The 19313-nt window shown below is 71.6% G+C and carries 22 protein-coding genes and 1 tRNA gene; 9 read left to right on the top strand and 14 right to left on the bottom strand.

From position 1 onward, the window contains the following. Positions 1–357: 357 nt before the first annotated feature. Both RB608_RS20045 and RB608_RS20040 read right to left on the bottom strand, forming a co-directional pair. Positions 358–699 (bottom strand): hypothetical protein, encoded by a 342-nt coding sequence (locus RB608_RS20045; protein ID WP_308089823.1) that lies wholly within the window; start codon positions 697–699, stop codon positions 358–360. A gap of 689 nt (positions 700–1388) precedes the next feature. After that, a tRNA-Leu gene (locus tag RB608_RS20040) sits at positions 1389–1477 on the bottom strand. Between the two features lie 119 nt (positions 1478–1596). Between RB608_RS20040 and RB608_RS20035 the strand changes: the two genes are divergently transcribed. Genes RB608_RS20035 through RB608_RS20025 form a run of 3 tightly spaced genes read left to right on the top strand, consistent with a single transcriptional unit; the run spans position 1597 to position 2964 of the window. Continuing rightward, positions 1597–2034 (top strand): hypothetical protein, encoded by a 438-nt coding sequence (locus RB608_RS20035; RefSeq protein ID WP_308089822.1) that lies wholly within the window; start codon positions 1597–1599, stop codon positions 2032–2034. A gap of 22 nt (positions 2035–2056) precedes the next feature. Continuing rightward, entirely contained in the window at positions 2057–2332 is a 276-nt protein-coding gene (locus RB608_RS20030; protein WP_308089821.1) for a Fe-S cluster assembly protein HesB, read from the top strand. Between the two features lie 38 nt (positions 2333–2370). Continuing rightward, the gene (locus RB608_RS20025; RefSeq protein ID WP_308089820.1) at positions 2371–2964 is read left to right on the top strand and encodes a LysR family transcriptional regulator substrate-binding protein; all 594 of its coding nucleotides are present in this window, start codon (positions 2371–2373) and stop codon (positions 2962–2964) included. Positions 2965–2972: 8 nt separating this feature from the next. Here the strand turns inward: RB608_RS20025 and RB608_RS20020 are convergent, their stop codons facing one another. Further along, entirely contained in the window at positions 2973–3530 is a 558-nt protein-coding gene (locus RB608_RS20020) for a nucleosidase (protein ID WP_308089819.1), read from the bottom strand. Positions 3531–3583: 53 nt separating this feature from the next. Here RB608_RS20020 and RB608_RS20015 point away from each other — a divergent pair, with 53 nt between their 5' ends. Beyond that, positions 3584–4609, top strand: a complete 1026-nt coding sequence (locus RB608_RS20015) for a galactokinase family protein (RefSeq protein ID WP_308089818.1) — start codon at positions 3584–3586, stop codon at positions 4607–4609. 145 nt (positions 4610–4754) lie between these two features. Here the strand turns inward: RB608_RS20015 and RB608_RS20010 are convergent, their stop codons facing one another. After that, positions 4755–5972 (bottom strand): acyl-CoA dehydrogenase family protein, encoded by a 1218-nt coding sequence (locus RB608_RS20010; RefSeq protein ID WP_308089817.1) that lies wholly within the window; start codon positions 5970–5972, stop codon positions 4755–4757. After that, positions 5972–7348, bottom strand: coding sequence for an acyl-CoA dehydrogenase family protein (locus RB608_RS20005; protein ID WP_308089816.1), 1377 nt, complete (start codon positions 7346–7348; stop codon positions 5972–5974). Before RB608_RS20005 ends, RB608_RS20010 begins: the two co-directional genes overlap by 1 nt. Before the next feature lie 87 nt (positions 7349–7435). Here RB608_RS20005 and def point away from each other — a divergent pair, with 87 nt between their 5' ends. Next, the gene (def, locus tag RB608_RS20000; protein ID WP_308089996.1) at positions 7436–8029 is read left to right on the top strand and encodes a peptide deformylase; all 594 of its coding nucleotides are present in this window, start codon (positions 7436–7438) and stop codon (positions 8027–8029) included. 53 nt (positions 8030–8082) lie between these two features. Beyond that, positions 8083–8997 carry an alpha/beta hydrolase gene (locus RB608_RS19995; protein WP_308089815.1) on the top strand — a complete coding sequence of 305 codons (915 nt, stop codon included), beginning with the start codon at positions 8083–8085 and terminating at the stop codon, positions 8995–8997. 7 nt (positions 8998–9004) lie between these two features. Here the strand turns inward: RB608_RS19995 and RB608_RS19990 are convergent, their stop codons facing one another. The 4 genes from RB608_RS19990 to cobA form a co-directional block, all read right to left on the bottom strand. After that, a complete protein-coding gene (locus RB608_RS19990; protein WP_308089995.1) occupies positions 9005–9496 on the bottom strand; it encodes a carboxymuconolactone decarboxylase family protein in 492 nt (163 codons plus the stop codon). A 2-nt stretch (positions 9497–9498) separates the two neighbouring features. Next, entirely contained in the window at positions 9499–10611 is a 1113-nt protein-coding gene (locus RB608_RS19985; RefSeq protein WP_308089814.1) for a dihydrodipicolinate reductase, read from the bottom strand. A 66-nt stretch (positions 10612–10677) separates the two neighbouring features. Beyond that, on the bottom strand, positions 10678–11493 hold the full coding sequence (locus tag RB608_RS19980) for an RNA methyltransferase (protein WP_308089813.1): 816 nt from the start codon (positions 11491–11493) through the stop codon (positions 10678–10680). Positions 11494–11503: 10 nt separating this feature from the next. Continuing rightward, positions 11504–12754: a uroporphyrinogen-III C-methyltransferase gene (cobA, locus tag RB608_RS19975; protein ID WP_308089812.1), complete on the bottom strand. Its 1251-nt coding sequence runs from the start codon at positions 12752–12754 to the stop codon at positions 11504–11506. A 69-nt stretch (positions 12755–12823) separates the two neighbouring features. On the opposite strand from cobA, the gene RB608_RS19970 reads away from it, so the two are divergent. Further along, complete coding sequence (locus RB608_RS19970) at positions 12824–13351, top strand: YbhB/YbcL family Raf kinase inhibitor-like protein (RefSeq protein WP_308089811.1); 528 nt, start codon at positions 12824–12826, stop codon at positions 13349–13351. 155 nt (positions 13352–13506) lie between these two features. On the opposite strand, the gene RB608_RS19965 is transcribed toward RB608_RS19970, so the two are convergent. The 4 genes from RB608_RS19965 to RB608_RS19950 all read right to left on the bottom strand — a co-directional run bounded on the left by RB608_RS19965 (position 13507) and on the right by RB608_RS19950 (position 17289). Beyond that, positions 13507–14658, bottom strand: a complete 1152-nt coding sequence (locus RB608_RS19965) for an acyl-CoA dehydrogenase family protein (RefSeq protein ID WP_308089810.1) — start codon at positions 14656–14658, stop codon at positions 13507–13509. Between the two features lie 54 nt (positions 14659–14712). Then, complete coding sequence (locus tag RB608_RS19960) at positions 14713–15360, bottom strand: FMN reductase (RefSeq protein WP_308089809.1); 648 nt, start codon at positions 15358–15360, stop codon at positions 14713–14715. Further along, positions 15357–16502: an LLM class flavin-dependent oxidoreductase gene (locus tag RB608_RS19955; protein WP_308089808.1), complete on the bottom strand. Its 1146-nt coding sequence runs from the start codon at positions 16500–16502 to the stop codon at positions 15357–15359. The genes RB608_RS19960 and RB608_RS19955 overlap by 4 nt, the downstream gene beginning before the upstream one ends. A gap of 79 nt (positions 16503–16581) precedes the next feature. Continuing rightward, the gene (locus RB608_RS19950) at positions 16582–17289 is read right to left on the bottom strand and encodes a PP2C family protein-serine/threonine phosphatase (protein WP_308089807.1); all 708 of its coding nucleotides are present in this window, start codon (positions 17287–17289) and stop codon (positions 16582–16584) included. 45 nt (positions 17290–17334) lie between these two features. Here RB608_RS19950 and RB608_RS19945 point away from each other — a divergent pair, with 45 nt between their 5' ends. Beyond that, entirely contained in the window at positions 17335–18297 is a 963-nt protein-coding gene (locus RB608_RS19945; RefSeq protein WP_308089806.1) for an alpha/beta hydrolase, read from the top strand. 16 nt (positions 18298–18313) lie between these two features. On the opposite strand, the gene RB608_RS19940 is transcribed toward RB608_RS19945, so the two are convergent. Further along, positions 18314–18751, bottom strand: coding sequence for a DUF4190 domain-containing protein (locus tag RB608_RS19940; protein WP_308089805.1), 438 nt, complete (start codon positions 18749–18751; stop codon positions 18314–18316). Positions 18752–18799: 48 nt separating this feature from the next. On the opposite strand from RB608_RS19940, the gene RB608_RS19935 reads away from it, so the two are divergent. After that, on the top strand, positions 18800–19198 hold the full coding sequence (locus RB608_RS19935; RefSeq protein ID WP_308089804.1) for a DUF4267 domain-containing protein: 399 nt from the start codon (positions 18800–18802) through the stop codon (positions 19196–19198). Positions 19199–19313 lie beyond the last annotated feature (115 nt).

The raw sequence follows: 19313 nt of genomic DNA, 5'->3' as shown, positions 1-19313 counted from the left end.
GGCGCCTCGTGCTCTTCCAACCTTGTGTCAGGTCGTTGACTTGTTGCAACAGGATCTCCGGCGGCACGTTCTCGTAGCCGTTTGCCAGACTCCAACGCCGAATCGCCTCAAGAACGGCAAGCGTCAAGGTCGCTAGCGGATCCGCGCCCCCGTCCGTAACGGCATCATCGACGATCCCCTGATCGTTGGGGCGGGTAGTGGCTCCACTCTCGACAGGTGTTGATACTGACTTCGGAGCCGTGCCTCGGTTTGTCAAGGTCGGATCGACGACCTCGGGTGCCCGGTCGGCCGCTGCGGGTGGCGACGGGACGGGCGAATACCCGCCGGCCCCCTGGTGTTTGCTCTTTCGACCGAACATCAGCGAACTGCGCGCAGGTAGTCGCGAATGTTGTCAGCGAGTTCGCGAGAGGCTTCCGTCGCAGCCTTGAAGAACACGTCGTACGACGGCGTGCCCCGCCGCGTCTCGGCGTCGTCGAACAACTCTCGCAGCCCGCGGAACTGTTGGCGATGAAGGACGAGGAGACCTTCGGCGATCTCGTACGACCGGATCTGTTCCAGCTGGACCCGAAGCAATTCGCGTTGGGTGTCCTGCTCGATCCCGTAGGAGCGGATCTGGGAGTACACGGTGTTGGCTGCGTTCACGACGGAGGCGATCGCAGACGAGGCGGCTTGGACGACGACGAGTTCACTGCCGGTCATGACCGGAGCGTAGGGCCTTCGACAGCAGGCGTGAGTAAAGTTCCGATAACGACAAGCCAACGAATGCAGGGTTCTCCCGGTTTCGACGAATTGTCCGAAGTCGCATGTGATCTGTCAGGACTCAACGAGGACCAGTTTCCAAGCACGTCCTGCGGCACGTGATATCCCCTCCGGCCCAAAGCCACCAGGGGGGAACGAGAGCGGCCCCACCACCCACCTCGACAATGAGGGGGGGCAGAGGCCGTCCGCAAGGAGAAGCCGAACGAGGCTCTCTGGACGGCCGTCCTGGCTTTCGCCTTCTTGCGGCGCTCTTCTCGGCGCCGAAGACGACATTGCTGGCAGCCGCAGCGTTGTGCCCCTGGGCAGCGGTTCGGCCTGAGCCGGGGCTGACGTCGAACCTGTGCCCGAGAACGTGCCGGTCCACGTCCCGGTCCCGTCGACGAGCGCCTGCGCAGCACCCACGCCAGCCTCCTGCTGGCCTCGGGCGAACAGATCAAGGTCGTCGCTGGGCGGCTCGGGTACCCGAGCCTCGTGGGACGTGAGCACGCGACCCGGCGGTGTCGGTCAGCCGCAATCCGTGACCCGCCGCACACCTCGCCACCGGCGTATCTGTCGGGCATCAGGAGGCGTCCTGAGGCGCGAATGGCAACGGCCCCGAGCCTCTGACCTACAGAAACTCGGGGCCTTGCTGGTGTCCGAGGGGGGACTTGAACCCCCACGCCCTAATACGGGCACTAGCACCTCAAGCTAGCGCGTCTGCCAATTCCGCCACCCGGACGAGTGCGGAGAAACCGTAGCAAAGGCCGGGCCCGGACACCGCATCGGCACCCCCTTTCCGGCACCACCATGACCTCCCGGGTCATGGTCGTCGAGGCCCGGGGCGAACAGGATCGCTCCATGGAAGCCGACCGCGATCGCCGCACCGCCCGTCTCGACAGCCTCTCCCTGCTGGCCTGGGGCCGGATCGGCCTGGGACTGGCGTCCCTCGTCGCGCCGACAGGGACCGCTCGCGGCTTCGGCATCGCGCCCACGCCGGAGATCGGCTACCTGACCCGGATCTACGGCGGCCGGGCGATCGCTCTGGGGACGGCGTACCTGCTGGCCGGCGAGGCTGAGCGCGGCCGGCTCCAGCTGCTGTCGCTGGGGGTCGACCTCTCCGACACCGCGACCGGTATCGGGCACCTGATCCGCCGCGACAGCCGGCCGCGGGCGATGGTCCTGGTCACCGCGCTGACCGGCGCGTACGCCGCTGTCGGGGCGCGGCGCGCGCTGCGGCGACACGCCCGACGCCTTGAAGGACGACCCCCCACCTGCAACGGTGGGGAAGGTCTCTGACCACGAACCGAGAAGGCACGCCATGCTCACCCTCACCGAGAACGCCTGCACGATCGTCAAGCAGATGACCGACGCCCCCGACGTCCCCGACTCCGCGGGACTGCGGATCACCCAGGCCGAGGCCGGCTTCGCCGTGTCCGCGGCCGAACAGGCCGAACCCGGCGACCAGGTCGTCGAGCAGGGCGGCGCCACCGTCTACCTCGACGAGGGCTCCGCCCAGCAGCTCGACACGATGGTGCTCGACGCGGGCGTCGACGACACCGGGACCCTCCAGTTCGGTCTGGTCGCCCAACCCTAGATGCACGACTGACGGGCTCGCTCTGGGATCGTGGGCGCATGCAGGAGCTGCGTGTCGCCTTCGTTCCCGGAGTGACCCCCGACAAGTGGGCCCGGGCCTGGCGGGAGCGCAATCCGCGGATCCGGCTCGACCTCCTCCCCGTCGAGGAGCAGCGTCAGCGCGCCGTCCTCGACGAGGGCGCCGCCGACATGGCGCTGGTCCGGCTGCCGGTCGACCTCGACCGCCCGACCGCCCTCCACTGCGTGCGCCTGTACGACGAGGTGCCGGTCGTCGTGGCGGGCCGGGAGCACTTCGTGGCGGCTGCCGACGGCGACACGCCCATCCCCCTGGCCGACCTCGCGGACGAGCAGCTGGTGCTGCCCCATCCGTCGGGCTGGACGCCGGCGGTCGAGCAGCTGTCCTTCCCCGAGATGACGGTGAAGGACGCGATCGAGGTCGCCGCCTCCGGCAGCGGGATCGTCATCGTGCCGATGTCGCTGGCGCGACTGCACCACCGCAAGGACGTCGTCCACCGGCCGGTCGAGCTCGACCCGACCACGGTGGCCCTCGTCTGGCTCCGCGATGCCGACAGCCCGGTCCACCAGGACTTCGTCGGCGTCGTCCGCGGGCGCCGGGCGTCCAGCAGCCGCTGACGGTCGGGTCAGCCGAGGTGGCGCGCCGCCCACTCCCCCAGGACCCGGGCGCTGCGATCGACCAGGGCGACCCACTCCATCGCGCCCTCGTCGGCGTTGTCGGAGACGTGCTTGACCATCCGCAGCGGGACGCCGAACTCCTGCGCGACGTACGCGACGGCATAGCCCTCCATGTCGACCAGCTGAGCCCGCTCGCCGAGCCGCGTCCGCACCGACGGGTCGTTGACGAAGACATCGCCGGTGGCGAGCACGGTGGCGCTCTCCCCGATCACGAGCCGGTCGCGCGGGTCGTACCCGAGTGCGCGGATCGCGTCGCCGTTGATGTCGTGGTTGAGCACGGTCCCGATCTCGTGGAGCCCGTGCTCGCCGTCGAGCCCGTCGTGCAGCGCCCCGGCGGTGCCGAGGTTGACGACGACCAGGTCGGCCAGATCGGACCGGCCGGCGAGATGGCGGGTCAGCGCGGTCGCGGCAGCGGTCTTGCCGATGCCGGTGACGACCACGTCGATCCCGGCAGGGACGTAGGCGACCTCGGAGCGGGCGGCGGCGACGATGAGCGGACGGGGCACGGCGGTCACCCTAGCCCCGGCCCGCGGCGTCCCGAGCGGGCAGGATGGCGGGCGTGAACTCACCCTCCGCGCCGGTCGTCGCGCGCGCCCCCGGCCGGGTCAACCTGATCGGCGAGCACACCGACTACAACGGAGGACTGTGCCTGCCGTTCGCGATCGGCCTGGCCACCATCGCCGCGGTCCGGCCCCGGGGCGACGACCAGCTGCGGGTCACCAGCCGCGAGGCCGTGCCGGGCGATCCCCACTGGCAGGAGTACGTCGTCGGCGTGCTCGCCGAGCTGCGCCGGATCGGCTGGGAGGTGCCGGGCCTCGACATCGACCTCGTCTCCACGCTGCCGCTCGGCGGCGGCCTGGCCAGCTCGGCCGCGCTGGAGTGCGCGGTGGCGACCGCGATCGCCGGGCTGCTCGGCGTACCTCTCGACGGGGCGGGGCGTCGCCTCCTCGCCGAGGCCTGCCGGCGGGCGGAGACCGAGCACGTCGGCGCCCCCACCGGGGGCATGGACCAGCTCGCCGCCATGCTCGGCTCGGACGGGCACGCGCTGCTCATCGACTTCGCCGACCCCGACTCCCCCGTGACGGCCCCGGTGTCGTTCCCGGTGGCCGAGGACGGGCTCGTCCTGCTGGTCACCGACACGCGGGTGCGGCACGTGCTGGCCGACGGCGACGGCGGCTACGCCCAGCGGCGACGGGAGTACGCGCGCGGCCACCCCCGGCGGCGCCGGCACGTCGTGACCGAGAATGCCCGGGTCCGGGACGCGGTGGACGCGATCGGGGCCCGGGCCTGGGCGCGCCTCGGCGCGCTGATGACCGCCTCGCACGCCTCGCTGCGCGACGACTACGAGGTGAGCGTCCCGCAGCTCGACCAGGTCGTCGACACCGGGCTCGAGGCCGGAGCGCTCGGCGCGCGGATGACCGGAGGAGGGTTCGGCGGCTGCGCCCTCACCCTGGTCGCCGCGGACCGCGCGGGCGTCGTACGGGAGGCGGTGGATGCGGCGTACGCCGAGCGGGGCTGGGCCCCTCCCCGGCACCACCTCGTCGAGCCCGGGCCCGGCGCGGAGGTGCTCCGCGGGATCGGGTGAGATGTTGCGGTTTGGTCCCAAACCGCAACGATTCGGGCCGGGAACCTGCAGTCTCTGCCCAATTGAGACACGTTCCACCCCGGAATCGCCGAGGCCCGCCCCACCCTCCGGCAGGAACGGGCCTCGCAGCGATCGAGCCGTCAGCTCACTTCAGCTCAGCGCTCGACAGGCCCAGGATCCGGCGCGCGACGATGAGCTGCTGAATCTGCTGGGTGCCCTCGAAGATGTCGAGGATCTTGGAGTCGCGGGCCCACTTCTCGAGCAGCTCCTCCTCGCTGTAGCCGATCGAGGCGCACAGCTCGACACAGGACAGCGTGACGTCGGAGCCGACCCGGCCGGCCTTCGCCTTGGCCATCGAGGCCTCCAGCGAGTTGGGCTTGCGGTTGTCGGCCATCCACGCGGCCTGGAGGGTGAGCAGGCGCCCGGCCTCCCAGTCGGACTCGAGCTGGAGGAACTTGGCCGCCGCGGCGTGCTGCAGGATCGCCGGTCGGTCGTAGTCGACCTCGATGCCGGCCTCCTTGAGCAGGTCACGGGTCAGGTCGAGCGAGGCCCGGGCGCAGCCGACCGCCATCGCGGCGACGAGCGGCCGGGTGTTGTCGAAGGTCGCCATCGCGCCGGCGAAGCCCTGCTCGACGTTGACCTCCGGCGAGCCGAGGAGGTTGTCCTTCGGCACGCGAGCGTCGGTGAAGGTGATCACCGCGGTGTCGGAGGCCCGGATGCCGAGCTTCTCCTCCAGCCGCTCGACCTTGACCCCGGGCGTGTCCTTCTCGACCACGAACGACTTGATCGCAGCCCGGCCGAGGGACTTGTCGAGGGTCGCCCAGACGACGATGCAGTCGGAGCGCTCGCCGGAGGTGACGAAGATCTTCTCGCCGTTGATGACGTACTCGTCGCCGTCGAGGACGGCGGTGGTCGAGATCGCGGCGGAGTCGGAGCCGAAGGACGGCTCGGTGATCGCCATCGACGCCCACCGGCCCTTGAACCGCTCGAGCTGCTCGTCGTTGGCGACCGAGGCGATCGCGGAGTTGCCGAGGCCCTGGCGGGGCATCGAGAGCAGCAGCCCGGTGTCGCCCCAGCACATCTCGGCGACCGAGGTCACCGAGGCCAGGTTGGCGCCGTTCTTGACGGTCTTCTTGTCCGAGTCGTCGCTGTCGCGTCGTACGCCGGTCGCCCCCGCGCCCTCGCTCGCGCCGGACTCGGAGAGCCCGTCGATCATCGCCGCGAGCATGTCGAGCTCCTTGGGGTACTCGTGCTCGGCGATGTCGTACTTGCGGGAGATCGGTCGCAGCATGTTCATCGCGACCTGGTGGGCCTGATCGACCAGCGCCCGGTGCTTCTTGGGCACCTCGAGGTTGATGGCCATCAGACCAGCACCGTTCCTTCCATGATTCCGATGGCCCGCAGGTCGCGGTACCACCGCTCGACCGGATGCTCCTTGACGAACCCGTGGCCACCGAGCAGCTGGACGCCGTCGAGGCCGATCTGCATGCCCTTGTCGGTGCACGCCTTGCGGGCGAGGGCGACCTCGCGGGAGAAGTCCTTGCCGGCCGCGGCGCGGGAGGCGGCGCGGTAGGTCAGCAGTCGCATGCCCTGCAGCTCGATCGCGATGTTCGCGACCATGAAGGCCACCGACTGACGGTGCGCGATCGGCTCGCCGAAGGCCTCGCGGCCCTGGACGTACGGCGTGACGTAGTCGAGCACGGCCTGGCCGGTGCCGACCGCGAGGGCGCACCAGGCGAGGCGGGAGAGGCGCACGCACTCGGTGTACGTCGACCCGTCGGTCTCGCCCAGCACCGCGTCGGCGGGAACGGTGACGTCCTCGAGGACCAGCGTGGTCATCGACGCGGCCCGCACGCCCATCGCGGGGTCGCCCGCGATGGCGAGGCCCGTGGCGCCGGACTCGACGAGGAAGAGCACCGGCTTGCCGTCGAGGCTCGCCCCGACGACGAAGAGCTCGGCGTGGTCGCCGCGGGCGACCAGGCTCTTGGCGCCGTTGAGGACGAAGCCAGCACCGTCGTCGCTCCGCCTGGCGGTGGTCGAGGGGCTGAACACGTCGAAGAGCACGGTGGGCTCGTTGAGCGCCAGGGCCGCGGCCGGCACCGACCCGTCCTCGGCGCTGAACGCCGGCAGGTAGGTCTGCTGCTGGGCGTCGGTGCCCCACAGGCCGATCGCGGTCGCCACCGAGCCGGGCGCCAGCGTCGCCACCGCCAAACCCATGTCGCCCTTGGCGAGCGCCTCGGCGACCAGGGTGCCGGCCATCGCGGAACGCTCCTCGGACACGCCGCCGAGGCTCTCGGGCAGGCCGAGGATCGGCAGGCCGATGTCGAGGCTGGCCTTGAGCAGGTCGTCGGGCGCAGCACAGGTCTTGTCGGCCTCGGCCGCGGCGGGTCGGACGACCTCGTCGGCGAACTCGGTGACGACGTCGACGAGCATCTGCTCGTCCTCGCCGGGCGTGAGGTCGAAGACACCGCTCGCGGCAGCATGCTTCGGCCGGGCACCTGGCTGACCGCCCTTGCCTGCCTTGGCGAAGGTCCGGCTGGCGGTGGTCATCGTCTTGAAGCCGGTCCGGGTGACGGAGAAGACCGCCTGCTCGGTCGGCTTGCGGAGGCGGACCTTGTCGAGGAGGTCGGTCTGGGCGAGCCGGTTGAGGCCGGCGACGAGGTAGCCGATGGGATCCCGGCTCTCGCTGCTCGGGACCCCATGCTTCCCGCCCGGCTTGAGGTTGCTGATCAAGGACATGCGGTAACTGTAACCGTGAGTTACACACCGCGCTACACCTGAGTCGCATATCGACCGAATCGGCCGTCCGTGATCCTCGCCCCTACGATGCGCGGCATGGAGGACCAGACCCCGCACGCGCCGTACGGACCCCTGCCCCGCAACGGGAGCGTGCGGGCGATGACGCGCTGGGGAACCCCGGTCATGCACCGGCCCCAGGCCCGGGTCGAGGTGTACGACGACGCCCTGCGCTCCCTCGCCGCCGACATGGTCGCCACCATGTACGCCGCCGACGGCGTGGGCCTCGCCGCGTGCCAGATCGGCGAGGACGTCGCGATGTTCGTCTTCGACTGCCCCGACGAGGAGGGGCGGCGGGTGGTCGGCGTGGTCTGCAATCCCACGCTCGTGGACCCCGAGGACGTCGAGCGGCGGCTCGACGACAGCCCCGAGGGCTGTCTGTCCTACCCCGGCGCCTTCGTCGACTGCGCCCGGCCCGACTACGCCGTGGTCGAGGGCACCGGGCTCGACGGCAGCCGGGTCCGGTTCGAGGGCGACGGGCTGCTCGCGAAGTGCCTCCAGCACGAGACGGACCACACCCTCGGCACGGTGTTCGGCGACCGGATCTCGGCCAAGGCGATGAAGAAGCTGCGCAAGCAGCACGACGCGGCCGTCGACGACTACCCCGCCGAGTGGCCCACCTGAGGAACGGACCGAGCCCGGGTGCCCGGCGCCGGGTTCTGGGCTAGGTTGCCCGCATGTCCGTCGACGCCGAGCTCGCTCCCCTGCTCCAGCTGATCGAAGCAGGGACCCCGCTGCACACCCTGACGCCCGCCGCGGCGCGGGACTCGTTCCGCAAGCTGACCGTGGACTTCCGCCCGCCCGGGAGCCTCGCCGAGGTGGCCTCCGTCGAGGACGCCACGGTCGCCGGCGCGGTCGGCCCGCTGGCAGCCCGGGTCTACCGGCCGTCCGCCGGGGGTCCGGTGCCGACCGTGGTCCTGCTCCACGGCGGCGGCTTCGTGATCGGCGATCTCGACACGCATGCGGCGATGGCGCGGGCGATCTGCGCCGGAGCCGAAGCCGTGGTGGTCGCGGTCGACTACCGGCTCGCGCCCGAGGCGAAGTTCCCCGCCGCGGCCGAGGACGCGATCGCCGCGGTGCGCGACGTGCAGTCCCGGATCGCGGAGTACGGCGGCAGCGACGTGCTCGCCGTGGCCGGCGACTCCGCCGGCGGCAACCTGTCCGCGGTCGCGGCCCAGCACGTCCCCGGCATCGCGGCCCAGCTGCTCGTCTACCCGGCGACCGACGTGCTCGGCAGCTACGCCTCACGCGACGAGAACGCGACCGGCTACTTCCTCGACCAGCCGACCCTGATCTGGTTCATCGGTCACTACGCCGACACCGCCGACGACCTCGCCGACCCGAAGATCTCGCCCCTGCACGGCAACCTCGCCGGGCAGCCGCCGGCGGTCGTCGTCACCGCCGAGCTCGACCCGCTGCGCGACGAGGGCATCGCCTACGCCGAGGCCCTCGCCGCCGCGGGCGTCGAGGTGCACCAGACGACGTACCCGGGGCTGATCCATGGGTTCTTCGACATGGGTCCCTGGTCGGCCGCGTGCCAGCGGGCGATCGACGAGACGATCGCCCGCTTCGCCACGCTGCTGCGGCGCTGAGCGTCGCTCAGGAGCGGGCCGCGTGGCTCGGTAGGACGCAGGCCGCGTCCAGGCCGAGCACCCGGTTGAGTCGGCCGAAGGACAGCCAGGAGCCCAGGCACATCGACAGCTCGACGATCTCGCGGTCGGTGTAGTGGGCACGGATCCGCTGCCAGAAGCCGTCGTCGATGCCGTGGTGGTCGAGGGCGTAGCGCTCGGCGTACTCGGCGGCGAGACGGGTGCGCTCGTCGAAGTCGGCGGTGGTGCGCCACTCCTCGACCGCGCGGTCGAAGGTCTCCTCGACCTTCTGCCCGTCCCGCTCGGTGCGCCAGTCCTGGCAGAACAGGCAGCCGTTGATCTGGGCGATCCGGAGCCGGGCGGCCTCGAACTCGCGCAGGCCGAGCGTGCTGTGCTCGTAGACGCTCATCGCCAGCGTCGCTGCCGCGGGGCCGATGCCGGGCACCAGCTCGCCCCAGACGTAGCCGATCGGGTCCTTGCCCTCGGGGATCTCGATGAACATGCTCACGCCTCCTCGGCGGTCCGCAGGTAGACGCTGGGCTGGAGCGGCACGTCGAGGCCGTCGTAGAGGCCGGGTGTGGCGGTGCGCAGCCATGGGATCGCGTTGACCAGCCGGTTGGCCGCGGTCGCGTTGCCGCCGGCCGCCCGGTTGCCGCCCTCGTCGGTGGCCTCGACGTTGATCTCGATCCGCGGGCGGCCCTCGATGATGACGCGGTGGGCACCGTCGCCGCCGTCGGCCGGCATCGGCCAGTCGGTGGCGCAGCCGGCGGTGATCCGGGTGACGTGCTCGATGACGATCCGCGGCTCGCCGCCGACGATGCCCTGCACCTCGAACCGCAGGGCGCCCTGGGTGCCCGCCTCGAACTCCCCCAGCGCGGTCGTGACGGTCGCGTCGAGCGCCCGCCGGTCGAGCGTCTCGCGCAGCTCGTCGATCTCGACGCCGAGCGCGCGGGCGATCAGCCGGACCTGCCCGCCCCAGACCATCGAGGGGATCCCGGCCGCCACCATCGGCGGCTCGTAGTCCATCGGCTGGCCCATGCCCACGATGTAGCGGACCGAGTCCTCGGCGTCGTACGTCGAATAGTCGAAGATCTCCTGACAGCGGACCTGGTCGATCTCCGAGGCCAGGCCGCTGACCAGCGCCGGCAGCAGGTCGTTGCCCCAGCCCGGGTCGATGCCGCTGACGAACAGCGCGCTCCCACCGTCGGCGCACGCCTTCTCCAGCGGGTCGCGCAGCTCGGCAGGCGCGCTGCGGTGGTCGTAGAGCGCGTAGACGGAGGGCGTCACGACCACGGCCCCGCCGGCGAGCGCGCGGGCGATGTCGATGACCGCGTCGTCGGGTCGCAGCTCGCCCGACGCGGCGTAGGCCACCGCACCCGTGCCGTCGAGGGTCGCGAGGGCCGCCTCGACGTCGTCCGTCGCCGCCACGCCGAGGGTCCGGCCGAGCTCGGCCAGGTCACCCGCGTCGCGCCCGACCTTGGCCGGGTCGTTGACGATCACCGCCGCGAGGCTCAGCCCGGGGTGCGCCGCGACCGCCCGGATGGACGCGCGGCCCATGTTGCCGGTGCCCCAGACCACGACCGGGACGGTTGGGTAGAACGTGTTCTCATCCGCCATGGAGGGGACATTAGGGCGCTGGGCGTCCGAGCGGTAGTGCGACAGCGTGTCCGATTTCGCGAGCGGTCAGCGGCGGGCGGTGACGTAGCAGGCCACGGCGGTCGCGGCGGCCACGTTGAGCGAGTCGACGCCGTGCTCGATGGTGCGGGCCATCGGGATGATGGCGCGTCGGTCGGCGGACTGCTCCCAGCGCGGGGACAGGCCGTGGCCCTCGGAGCCGAGGACGAGGGCGACCTTGTCCTGGCCGGCCACCGCCTCCTCGATGGGTACGGCGTCCGGGGCGAGCGTGAGCGCGACGGTGGTGAAGCCGCGGCGGGTGAGGTCCGGCAGAGCCTCGGACCAGTCGGGGAGGCGGGTCCAGGGCAGCGCGAAGACCGCGCCCATCGCGACCTTGATGGCGCGCCGGTAGAGCGGGTCGGCGCAGCGGGGTGCCAGCAGGACGGCGTCGAAGCCCAGGGCGGCTCCGGAGCGCAGGATGGCGCCCACGTTGGTGTGGTCGACGATGTCCTCGAGCACCAGGACCGAGCGAGCCTCGGCCAGCACCTCGTCCAGGGAGGGCAGCGGACGGCGCCGGAGGGAGGCGAGGGCGCCGCGGTGGACGTGGAAGCCGGTGACCTCCTCAGCCAGGTCCTCCGAGACGACGAAACAGGGGACGTCGGAGCGGTCGAGGACGTCGGCCAGACCGTCGAGCCAGCGGGGCGCCATCAGGAAGGAGCGCGGCGCGAAGCCGGCCTCCACCGCACGCCGGACGACCTTCTCCCCCTCGGCGAGGAACAGGCCGTGCTCGGCCTCCAGGTGCTTGCGGAGCTCGACGTCGCGCAGGTCCCGGTAGTCGCCCAGCCGCGGGTCGGCAGGGTCGGTGATCTCGACCAGCTCGGCCACGGTCGCCCGCTCAGGCCGGGTCGGCGTCGGGGAAGGCGTCGGCGAAGGCGTCGGGATGGGCGACGGCCACCACCTCGCCGACCACGATGATCGCCGGCGGCTTGACGGACTCCTCCGCCAGGCGGCCGGCCAGGGTGCCGAGCGTCGCGAGCACGGTCCGCTGGGTCGGCATGGTGCCGTCGCAGACGACGGCGACGGGCGTCGAGGCGGGGCGGCCACCGGCGACGAGGGCGGCGGCGATGTGCGGCGCGTTCTCGACGCCCATCATCACCACGACGGTGCCTCGCATCCGGGCCAGCGCGTCGTAGTCGACCAGCGACTCCGGATGACCGGGCGGCAGGTGCCCCGAGACGACCGTGAACTCGTGCGTGACGCCACGGTGGGTCACCGGGATGCCGGCGATGCCCGGCACCGACACGGGCGAGGTGAGGCCGGGGATCACGGTCACCGGTACGCCGGCGGCGCGGCAGGCGATGATCTCCTCGAAGCCGCGGCCGAAGACGAAGTTGTCGCCGCCCTTGAAGCGGACCACGCGCTTTCCGGCGAGCGCCCGCTCCACGATGATCCGGTTGATCTCCTCCTGCTGCGCCGAGCGCCCCCGGGGCAGCTTCGCGACGTCGACCAGCTCCACGTCGCTCGGCAGGTCGCCGAGGAGCTCGCGCGGGGCGAGCCGGTCGGCCACGACCACGTCGGCAGCCATCAGCGCCTTGCGCCCGGCGATCGATATCAGCTCCGGGTCGCCGGGCCCGCCGCCCACGAGGGTCACGCCGGGCGTACGGTCCCGGTGGTGCGGGGCGGCGATGGTGCCGTCCCGCAGACCGGCCACGATCTCGTCGCGCACCGAGGCCGAACGGCGAGGATCGCGGTTGCCGACCACCGCCACGGTGATCCCGGCCTCGCGGCCGACCGCCGGCGTCCACGCCGTACCGAGGGTGGCGTCGTCGGAGCGCACGCAGAACACCCGCTGCCGCTCGCACAGCGCGGACACGTGGTCGTTGACGACGCGGTCGTCGGTGACCGCGATGACGTACCACGCCGCATCCAGGTCGGCGTCCGCGAACGCCCGCTCGTGCCAGGTGATCTCCCCCGAGCCGACCAGACCCTCGATCGCCGGTGTCACCACCGGCGACACGACGTGCACGTCGGCGCCGACCGCGATCAACTGCGGCACCCGCCGCTGGGCGACCTGGCCACCACCGACGACAAGCACGCGGCGCCCGGCGAGGCGCAGACCAGAGGGGTACGGGGGGAACTCGCTCACACACCCATTCTCCCGGCATCCGGCGGGCCACCCCCACGACGGGACCAGCACCCGGACTAGCGTGGTGACATGAGTCTCGATCGACCCGTCGCCCCGGACCCCTACGCGCTGCTGCCCGTCGTGCCGTCGTTCTCCGTCACGAGCGACGACCTCACCGACGGCCAGCCGCTGAAGGACGACCAGGTCGCCGCGCACGGCAACACGTCACCGCAGCTGTCCTGGTCGGGTGCGCCAGAGGGCACGAAGTCCTATGTCATCACCTGCTTCGACCCGGATGCCCCGACCCCGAGCGGCTTCTGGCACTGGGTCCTGGTCGACCTCCCCGGCGACGTGACCTCGCTGCCCACGGGGGCCGGCGCCGCCGGCGCGGCGCTGCCCGGCACGGCGTTCATGTGCCGCAACGACGGCGGCCCGAAGGCGTTCATGGGCGCCGCCCCGCCTCCGGGCGACCAGGTGCACCGCTACCAGTTCGTGGTGCACGCCGTGGGCGAGGAGACCCTCGGCGTCGACTCGGACGTCTCGGCGGCGGTGGTGTCGTTCAACCTGGCGTTCAAGACCCTCGGGCGCGCGATCCTCACCGGCACCTACCGCCACTGAGTTTTTTTGGGCCGAGCGTGTCGCCTGTCGGAGGCTGCGCGTGGACCCTCCGGGCCCACGCTTGCCTCCGACGCGCTGCGCGCGGGCGCCACGCTGCCGGCCTACAGACCCACGCTTGCCTCCGACGCGCTGCGCGCGGGCGCCACGCTGCCGGCCTACAGACCCATGCTCTTGGCGATGATCAGCTTCATCACCTCCGACGTGCCGCCGTAGATCCGGTTGACCCGGTTGTCGGCGTACAGGCGGGCGATGGGGTACTCGTTCATGTAGCCGTAGCCCCCGTGGAGCTGGAGGCAGCGATCAATCACGCGCGAGGCGACCTCGGTGCAGAACAGCTTGGCCGAGGCCGCCTCGACCGCGGTCAGCTGGCCGAGGTCGTGCGCCTCGAGGGCACGGTCGGCGACGGCCTGGGCGGCGTCGACCTCGGCCTGACAGGCGGCGAGCTCGAACTTGGTGTTCTGGAAGTGGGCCACCGGCTGGCCGAAGACCTTGCGCTCCTCGACGTACTGCGTCGTGAAGCGGACGGCGGCGGCCGCCTGGGCGTAGGCGCCGAAGGCGATGCCGAGGCGCTCCTGCGGGAGGTTCTGGCCGAGATAGCCGAAGCCCTCGTTCTCCTCGCCGAGCAGGTCCTCGGCCGGGACCCGGACGTCGGAGAAGGACAGCTCGGCGGTGTCGGAGGTGCGCAGGCCGATCTTGTCGAGCTTGCGACCCACCGTGTAGCCGTCGGACGTCGTGTCGACGACGAACAGCGAGATGCCGAAGCGGCGGTTGTTCTCCAGCGGCGGCGAGGTGCGGGCGCAGACGATCACGCGGTCGGCGTGCACGCCGCCGGTGATGAACGTCTTGGCGCCGTTGAGGACATAGCCGTCCCCGTCGCGCTTGGCGGTCGTGGTCATGCCGGCGAGGTCCGAGCCGGTGCCCGGCTCGGTCATCGCGATCGCGAACATCGTCTCGCCGGTGACGAACCCGGGCAGCCAGCGCTTCTTCTGCTCCTCGGTGGCCAGCTTGAGGATGTACGGCAGGCACAGCGCGACGTGCGTGCTCGAGCCACCGAAGCTGACGCCGGCGCGCGACATCTCCTCGTACTGGACCGCGGCGAACTTGAACGACTCGATCCCCGCGCCGCCGTACTCCTCGGGCACCTCGATGCCGAAGGTGCCGAGCTCGCCGAGCTTCAGGTAGAAGTCGCGCGGGACGATCCCCTGCTCGAACCACTCCTGGTAGTGCGGCACCACCTCGGCCTCGATGAACGAGCGGATGGTCTGGCGGAAGGACTCGTGGTCCTCGTCGAAGACAGTGCGGCGCATGGTGTTCCTCTCACGACGGCGGGCTCCCCCATCATGACACCAGCACTGTCACGGTCAGCGGACGGCGTCGCCGCTCGCCTCGCGGAGCAGCTGCTCGAACGGCGTCGGGGCCGCGAACTCGTCGGCGACGGTACGCCGGGCGGGGGCTGCCGGCCGCGCCGCGGGTGCGCTGCCGAGCTGGGCCGCGAGCTCACCCGCCGCCCGCTCGACCCGCTTGTCGAGGGAGCCGTCGTCGGTGGCGCCGAAGTCCTCGCTGGCCGCGAAGACCCCGGTGGGCAGCACGACCGCGCGCAGGTAGGCGAACAGCGGTCGCAGCGCGTGGTCCAGCACGAGGCTGTGCCGCGCCGTGCCCGCCGTGGCGGCGACCACCACGGGCTTCCCGTCGAGCAGGCCGGGCTCCAAGACGTCGAAGAAGGTCTTGAAGAGCCCGGAGTACGACGCGGAGAAGACCGGCGTGACCACGACCAGGCCGTCGGCGTGCCGCACGGCCTCGATCGCGCGCTCCAGCTCGCCCGTCGGGAACCCGGTCAGCAGGTGGTCGGCCAGGGCGTGGGCGAGCGGGCGCAGCTCGATCTGCTCGACGTGCGCCTCGTGGCCGCGGGCGCCCACCGCGCGGGCGACGGCATCGCCGAGCTTGTCGGCGAGCAGCTTGGTCGAGGACGGGACGGACAGTCCCGCCGAGACGACGACGACCTCGGTCATCGGGCGTCGACCTCCTCGCGGTCGGTGGTGCCGGTCATGGTGTCCTCGGCGTGGACGGTCACGTCCTTCGCGCCGCCGGCCGCCGCGACGAGCGAGGCGTGGGTGGGCGCGTCGGGTACGTCGGCCGGGCGGCCCTCCGCGAAGCCCTTGCGCATGTCCGGCAGGATCTCGCCGAGCAGGTCAAGCTGCTCGAGGACCGTCTTCAGCGGCAGGCCCGCGTGGTCGACCAGGAACAGCTGACGCTGGTAGTGGCCGGCGTACTCCCGGAACGACAGGGTGCGCTCCAGCACCTGCTGGGGTGAGCCGACGGTCAGCGGCGTGTGCTCGGTGAACTCCTCCAACGAGGGGCCGTGGCCGTAGACCGGCGCGTTGTCGAAGTAGGGCCGGAACCGCCGGACCGCCTCCTGGCTGTCCTTGTGCATGAAGATCTGGCCACCGAGGCCGACGATCGCCTGGTCCGCGCGACCGTGGCCGTAGTGCTCGAAGCGCTCACGGTAGAGGTCGACCATCTGTGCGGCGTGCGAGGCCGGCCAGAAGATGTGGTTGTGGAAGTAGCCGTCGCCGTAGTAGGCCGCCTGCTCCGCGATCTCGGGGCTGCGGATCGACCCGTGCCACACGAACGGCGCGACGCCGTCCAGCGGCCGCGGGGTCGAGGTGTAGCCCTGCAGCGGGGTCCGGAACCGGCCCTCCCAGTCGACGACGTCCTCGCTCCACAGCCGGCGGAGCAGCGCGTAGTTCTCGGCGGCGAGGTTGATGCCCTGGCGGATGTCCTTGCCGAACCAGGGGTAGACCGGGCCGGTGTTGCCCCGGCCCATCATCAGGTCGACCCGACCGTCGGTGAGGTGCTGGATCTTCGCGTAGTCCTCCGCGATGAGCACCGGATCGGTCGTCGTGATCAGCGTCGTGGCGGTCGAGAGGATGATGCTCTCGGTCTGGGCACCGATGTAGGCGAGGGTCGCGGTCGGGTTGGACGCGACGAACGGGGGGTTGTGGTGCTCGCCGGTCGCGAACACGTCGAGGCCGATCTCCTCGGCCTTCTTCGCGATCGCGACGGTCGCCTTGATCCGCTCGTACTCCGACGGCGTCCGCCCGGTGGTCGGGTCGGTGGTGACGTCGCCGACGGTGAAGATCCCGATCTGCATGGTCCGCTCCTCGGTGGTGATGTGCTGTCACCCGGCCCAACAGGTGACATGTCAACCATATTCCCTCGGGTGGGACGGGTCAGGACCGGGCCAGCACCAGCACCGCCCGGTCGTCGTCGCCACGCTCGACGCCGTCGATGATCCGGTGAGCCGCGCCCTCCCACCCCGCGAGGTACGACGCCCGGGCGGCCTGCCGGAGCCAGGCGATCCCCGCGTCGATGTCGACGGCGCGCGACTCGACGACCCCGTCGGTGTAGAACAGCAGGGCGTCCCCAGGGTCGAGCACACCGGCACTCTCGTAGACCTCCGGAGTCTCGCTGACGCCCAGGGCGGTGCCGCGCGCGTTGTCGATGCGCCAGTCCCGCGTCACCGTCGACCACACCAGGGCGGGCGGATGTCCGGCGCTGCGGATGAGATAGGCGCCGGTCGCGAGATCGAGGTCGAGCTGGACGGCGGTCGCGATGCTCTCCCCCGACGGCTGGGCCAGCAGGTACGCATTGGCATCCGGCAGCAGCTCAGCGGCCGGCACGACCCGGATCAGGCTCTCCAGGGCGCCGGCGAACTGGAGCGCCGCCGGCACGGCGGTCTCGCCGCTTCCGCACACGTCGACGAGGACGGTGTGCAGTCGGCCGGCGGCCACGTCGAGGTCGCTGACGACGAAGTCGCCGCCGTACGCGTAGCCCTCGGCGGCGATCATCGCCGACTGATGTCGCCAGCCGTCCGGGAGCTCCGGCATCCGGCCGCGGGCCAGCAGCCTCTCGCGGAGCCGGGCCCAGGCATCGTCCATCGGCACAGCGTACGGTCGGCCACCCGCCCTCCTTAGACTCTGGGCGTGAGCGACACGAGGACCGTCGACATCCTGGGTGCCCCCTGGACCGCGGAGACCATCCCGCTGGCCGACGACTTCGAGGGCGAGGTCGTCGCCACACTGGTCCACCGCCCCGCCGCGGAGCCGACCGGAGCCGCCACCCTCCATGTCCACGGCTTCTCCGACTACTTCTTCCACGCGGCGTACGGCGAGTGGTGGCTGGAGCGCGACCACGCCATGTACGGCCTCGACCTGCGCAAGTACGGCCGGTCGCTGCGGCCCCACCAGTCGGCCACCTATGTCGCGGACCTCACCGACTACTTCGCCGAGCTGGATGCCGCGTGGGAGCGGATCACCGGCCGCGACGGCCACCGACGGGTCGTGCTCTCGGGCCATTCCACCGGCGGTCTGGTGGTGGCCCTGTGGGCCGACGACCGGCGGCCCCCGGAGCTCGCCGGCCTGGTGCTCAACTCTCCGTGGCTGGACCTGCAGGGCAAGGCCTGGATGCGCACGCCCGTGGCGAACCGCGTGATCGACCAGGCCGGGCGCCGCCGGCCGCTGCAGGTCTTCCCCCGCGACGTGAGCGGCTACTACGGCCGCAGCCTGCACCGCGACCACCAGGGCGAGTGGGACTTCGACCTCCGGTGGAAGCCGGTCGACTCGTTCCCGGTGCGCCTCGGCTGGCTGCGGGCGGTGCGCCGGGGGCATGCCCGGCTGCAGGCCGGGCTCGACGTGCCGGCGCCGGTGCTGGTGCTCTCCTCGGACCGCTCGGGCCATCCCACCGGCATGGACGAGGAGGTCTTCTCGACCGACATCGTCCTCGATGTCGAGCAGATCCGGCGCTGGTCGGTCGCCGTCGGCCGGCACGTCACCTATGCCGCCGTACCAGGGGCGGTGCACGACGTGGTGCTCTCACGGGCCGAGCCCCGGGCTCGTGCGTACGACGAGATCGACCGGTGGCTGAGGACCTACGTCCGTCGGGCCTGACCGCGCCGCGGCCGGGTCAGTCGCAGCGGTAGACGCCGTCCGAGCGGGTGTAGCAGTCGTCGACAGTGTTCTCGGCCCAGACGCCGAGGGCGATGAAGCCCACGACGAGCGCGATGAACAGCGCGAAGCCGAGCCACCCGACGATGATGCCGGCCAGCGCCAGTCCCCCGCCCTGCTCGTTGCTCCGCCGGATCTGGCCCTTGGCGACGTGACCGAGGATGGCGCCGACGAACCCGGTGAATCCGGCGCACACCACCAGCGACACGATGCTCACCACGAGTGAGGCGATCGCCATGCCGTTGGTCGCCGGAGGCGGGGCGTACCCGAACGGCTGCGTCGGCTGGCCGTAGGGCGCGCCGTACGGCTGGCCCGGAGGCTGGCCGCCGTAGGGCGGTTGGCCGGACGGCTGGCCGTACGGCTGGTACGGGTCGTTGCCGGAGGGCGGAGTCGTCATGGAGGAAGGATCCCACGCCGCCACCCGCCGGAGCACTATGGTCTGCGCATGGCTGTTCGCTTCCAGATGGATCCCGTGACCGGACTCTCGCTCGGGCGCATCGTGCTCGGCGTCGGCGCGTTCGCCGCGCCCTCGACCACCGCCCGCGTGTTCGGCCTCGACCCGGCCGCGAATCCGCAACTGGACTACATGGGCCGGATGTTCGGGGCGCGGGAGATCGCGCTCGGCGCGGTGACCCTCGTGTCCCGGGGCGCCCTGCGGCGCAACCTGACCGTCGTCGGCGTCGCCGTCGACGGGGCCGACCTCGCCAACGGCGTGATCGAGCTCGGCCGGCCCCACGTCACGAAGCTCGCCAGCGGGATGCTCGTCGGCGCCGCGGCCGGTGCCGTCGGCTCGGGACTGCTCGCGCTCGCCCGTGGCCGGCGCCGCCGCAAGCAGGCCGCCTGATTCCCTATGGGGGATGGGCTTGTCAAGCGGTTTGTTTGTTGACGTTGCTCGACGTGGCCGTTGAGGATTGTGGGTGGGGAAGGTCGCCCCGTCGTGATTGTCCGGTTGGGACTTT

Source organism: Nocardioides sp. LHD-245 (genome assembly GCF_030929495.1).
GTDB lineage: Bacteria > Actinomycetota > Actinomycetes > Propionibacteriales > Nocardioidaceae > Nocardioides.
The sequence above is the reverse complement of the archived record's forward strand: the minus strand, read 5'-3'. Positions and strand labels throughout refer to the sequence as shown.

Bases quoted from the DNA above. Each gene is read 5' to 3' on its own strand.
- RB608_RS20045 (WP_308089823.1), bottom strand. From the start codon at position 699: ATGACCGGCAGTGAACTCGTCGTCGTCCAAGCCGCCTCGTCTGCGATC.
- RB608_RS20035 (WP_308089822.1), top strand. From the start codon at position 1,597: ATGGAAGCCGACCGCGATCGCCGCACCGCCCGTCTCGACAGCCTCTCC.
- RB608_RS20030 (WP_308089821.1), top strand. From the start codon at position 2,057: ATGCTCACCCTCACCGAGAACGCCTGCACGATCGTCAAGCAGATGACC.
- RB608_RS20025 (WP_308089820.1), top strand. From the start codon at position 2,371: ATGCAGGAGCTGCGTGTCGCCTTCGTTCCCGGAGTGACCCCCGACAAG.
- RB608_RS20010 (WP_308089817.1), bottom strand. From the start codon at position 5,972: ATGGCCATCAACCTCGAGGTGCCCAAGAAGCACCGGGCGCTGGTCGAT.
- RB608_RS20005 (WP_308089816.1), bottom strand. From the start codon at position 7,348: ATGTCCTTGATCAGCAACCTCAAGCCGGGCGGGAAGCATGGGGTCCCG.
- def (WP_308089996.1), top strand. From the start codon at position 7,436: ATGCGCGGCATGGAGGACCAGACCCCGCACGCGCCGTACGGACCCCTG.
- RB608_RS19995 (WP_308089815.1), top strand. From the start codon at position 8,083: ATGTCCGTCGACGCCGAGCTCGCTCCCCTGCTCCAGCTGATCGAAGCA.
- RB608_RS19990 (WP_308089995.1), bottom strand. From the start codon at position 9,496: ATGTTCATCGAGATCCCCGAGGGCAAGGACCCGATCGGCTACGTCTGG.
- RB608_RS19985 (WP_308089814.1), bottom strand. From the start codon at position 10,611: ATGGCGGATGAGAACACGTTCTACCCAACCGTCCCGGTCGTGGTCTGG.
- RB608_RS19970 (WP_308089811.1), top strand. From the start codon at position 12,824: ATGAGTCTCGATCGACCCGTCGCCCCGGACCCCTACGCGCTGCTGCCC.
- RB608_RS19965 (WP_308089810.1), bottom strand. From the start codon at position 14,658: ATGCGCCGCACTGTCTTCGACGAGGACCACGAGTCCTTCCGCCAGACC.
- RB608_RS19960 (WP_308089809.1), bottom strand. From the start codon at position 15,360: ATGACCGAGGTCGTCGTCGTCTCGGCGGGACTGTCCGTCCCGTCCTCG.
- RB608_RS19955 (WP_308089808.1), bottom strand. From the start codon at position 16,502: ATGCAGATCGGGATCTTCACCGTCGGCGACGTCACCACCGACCCGACC.
- RB608_RS19950 (WP_308089807.1), bottom strand. From the start codon at position 17,289: ATGGACGATGCCTGGGCCCGGCTCCGCGAGAGGCTGCTGGCCCGCGGC.
- RB608_RS19940 (WP_308089805.1), bottom strand. From the start codon at position 18,751: ATGACGACTCCGCCCTCCGGCAACGACCCGTACCAGCCGTACGGCCAG.
- RB608_RS19935 (WP_308089804.1), top strand. From the start codon at position 18,800: ATGGCTGTTCGCTTCCAGATGGATCCCGTGACCGGACTCTCGCTCGGG.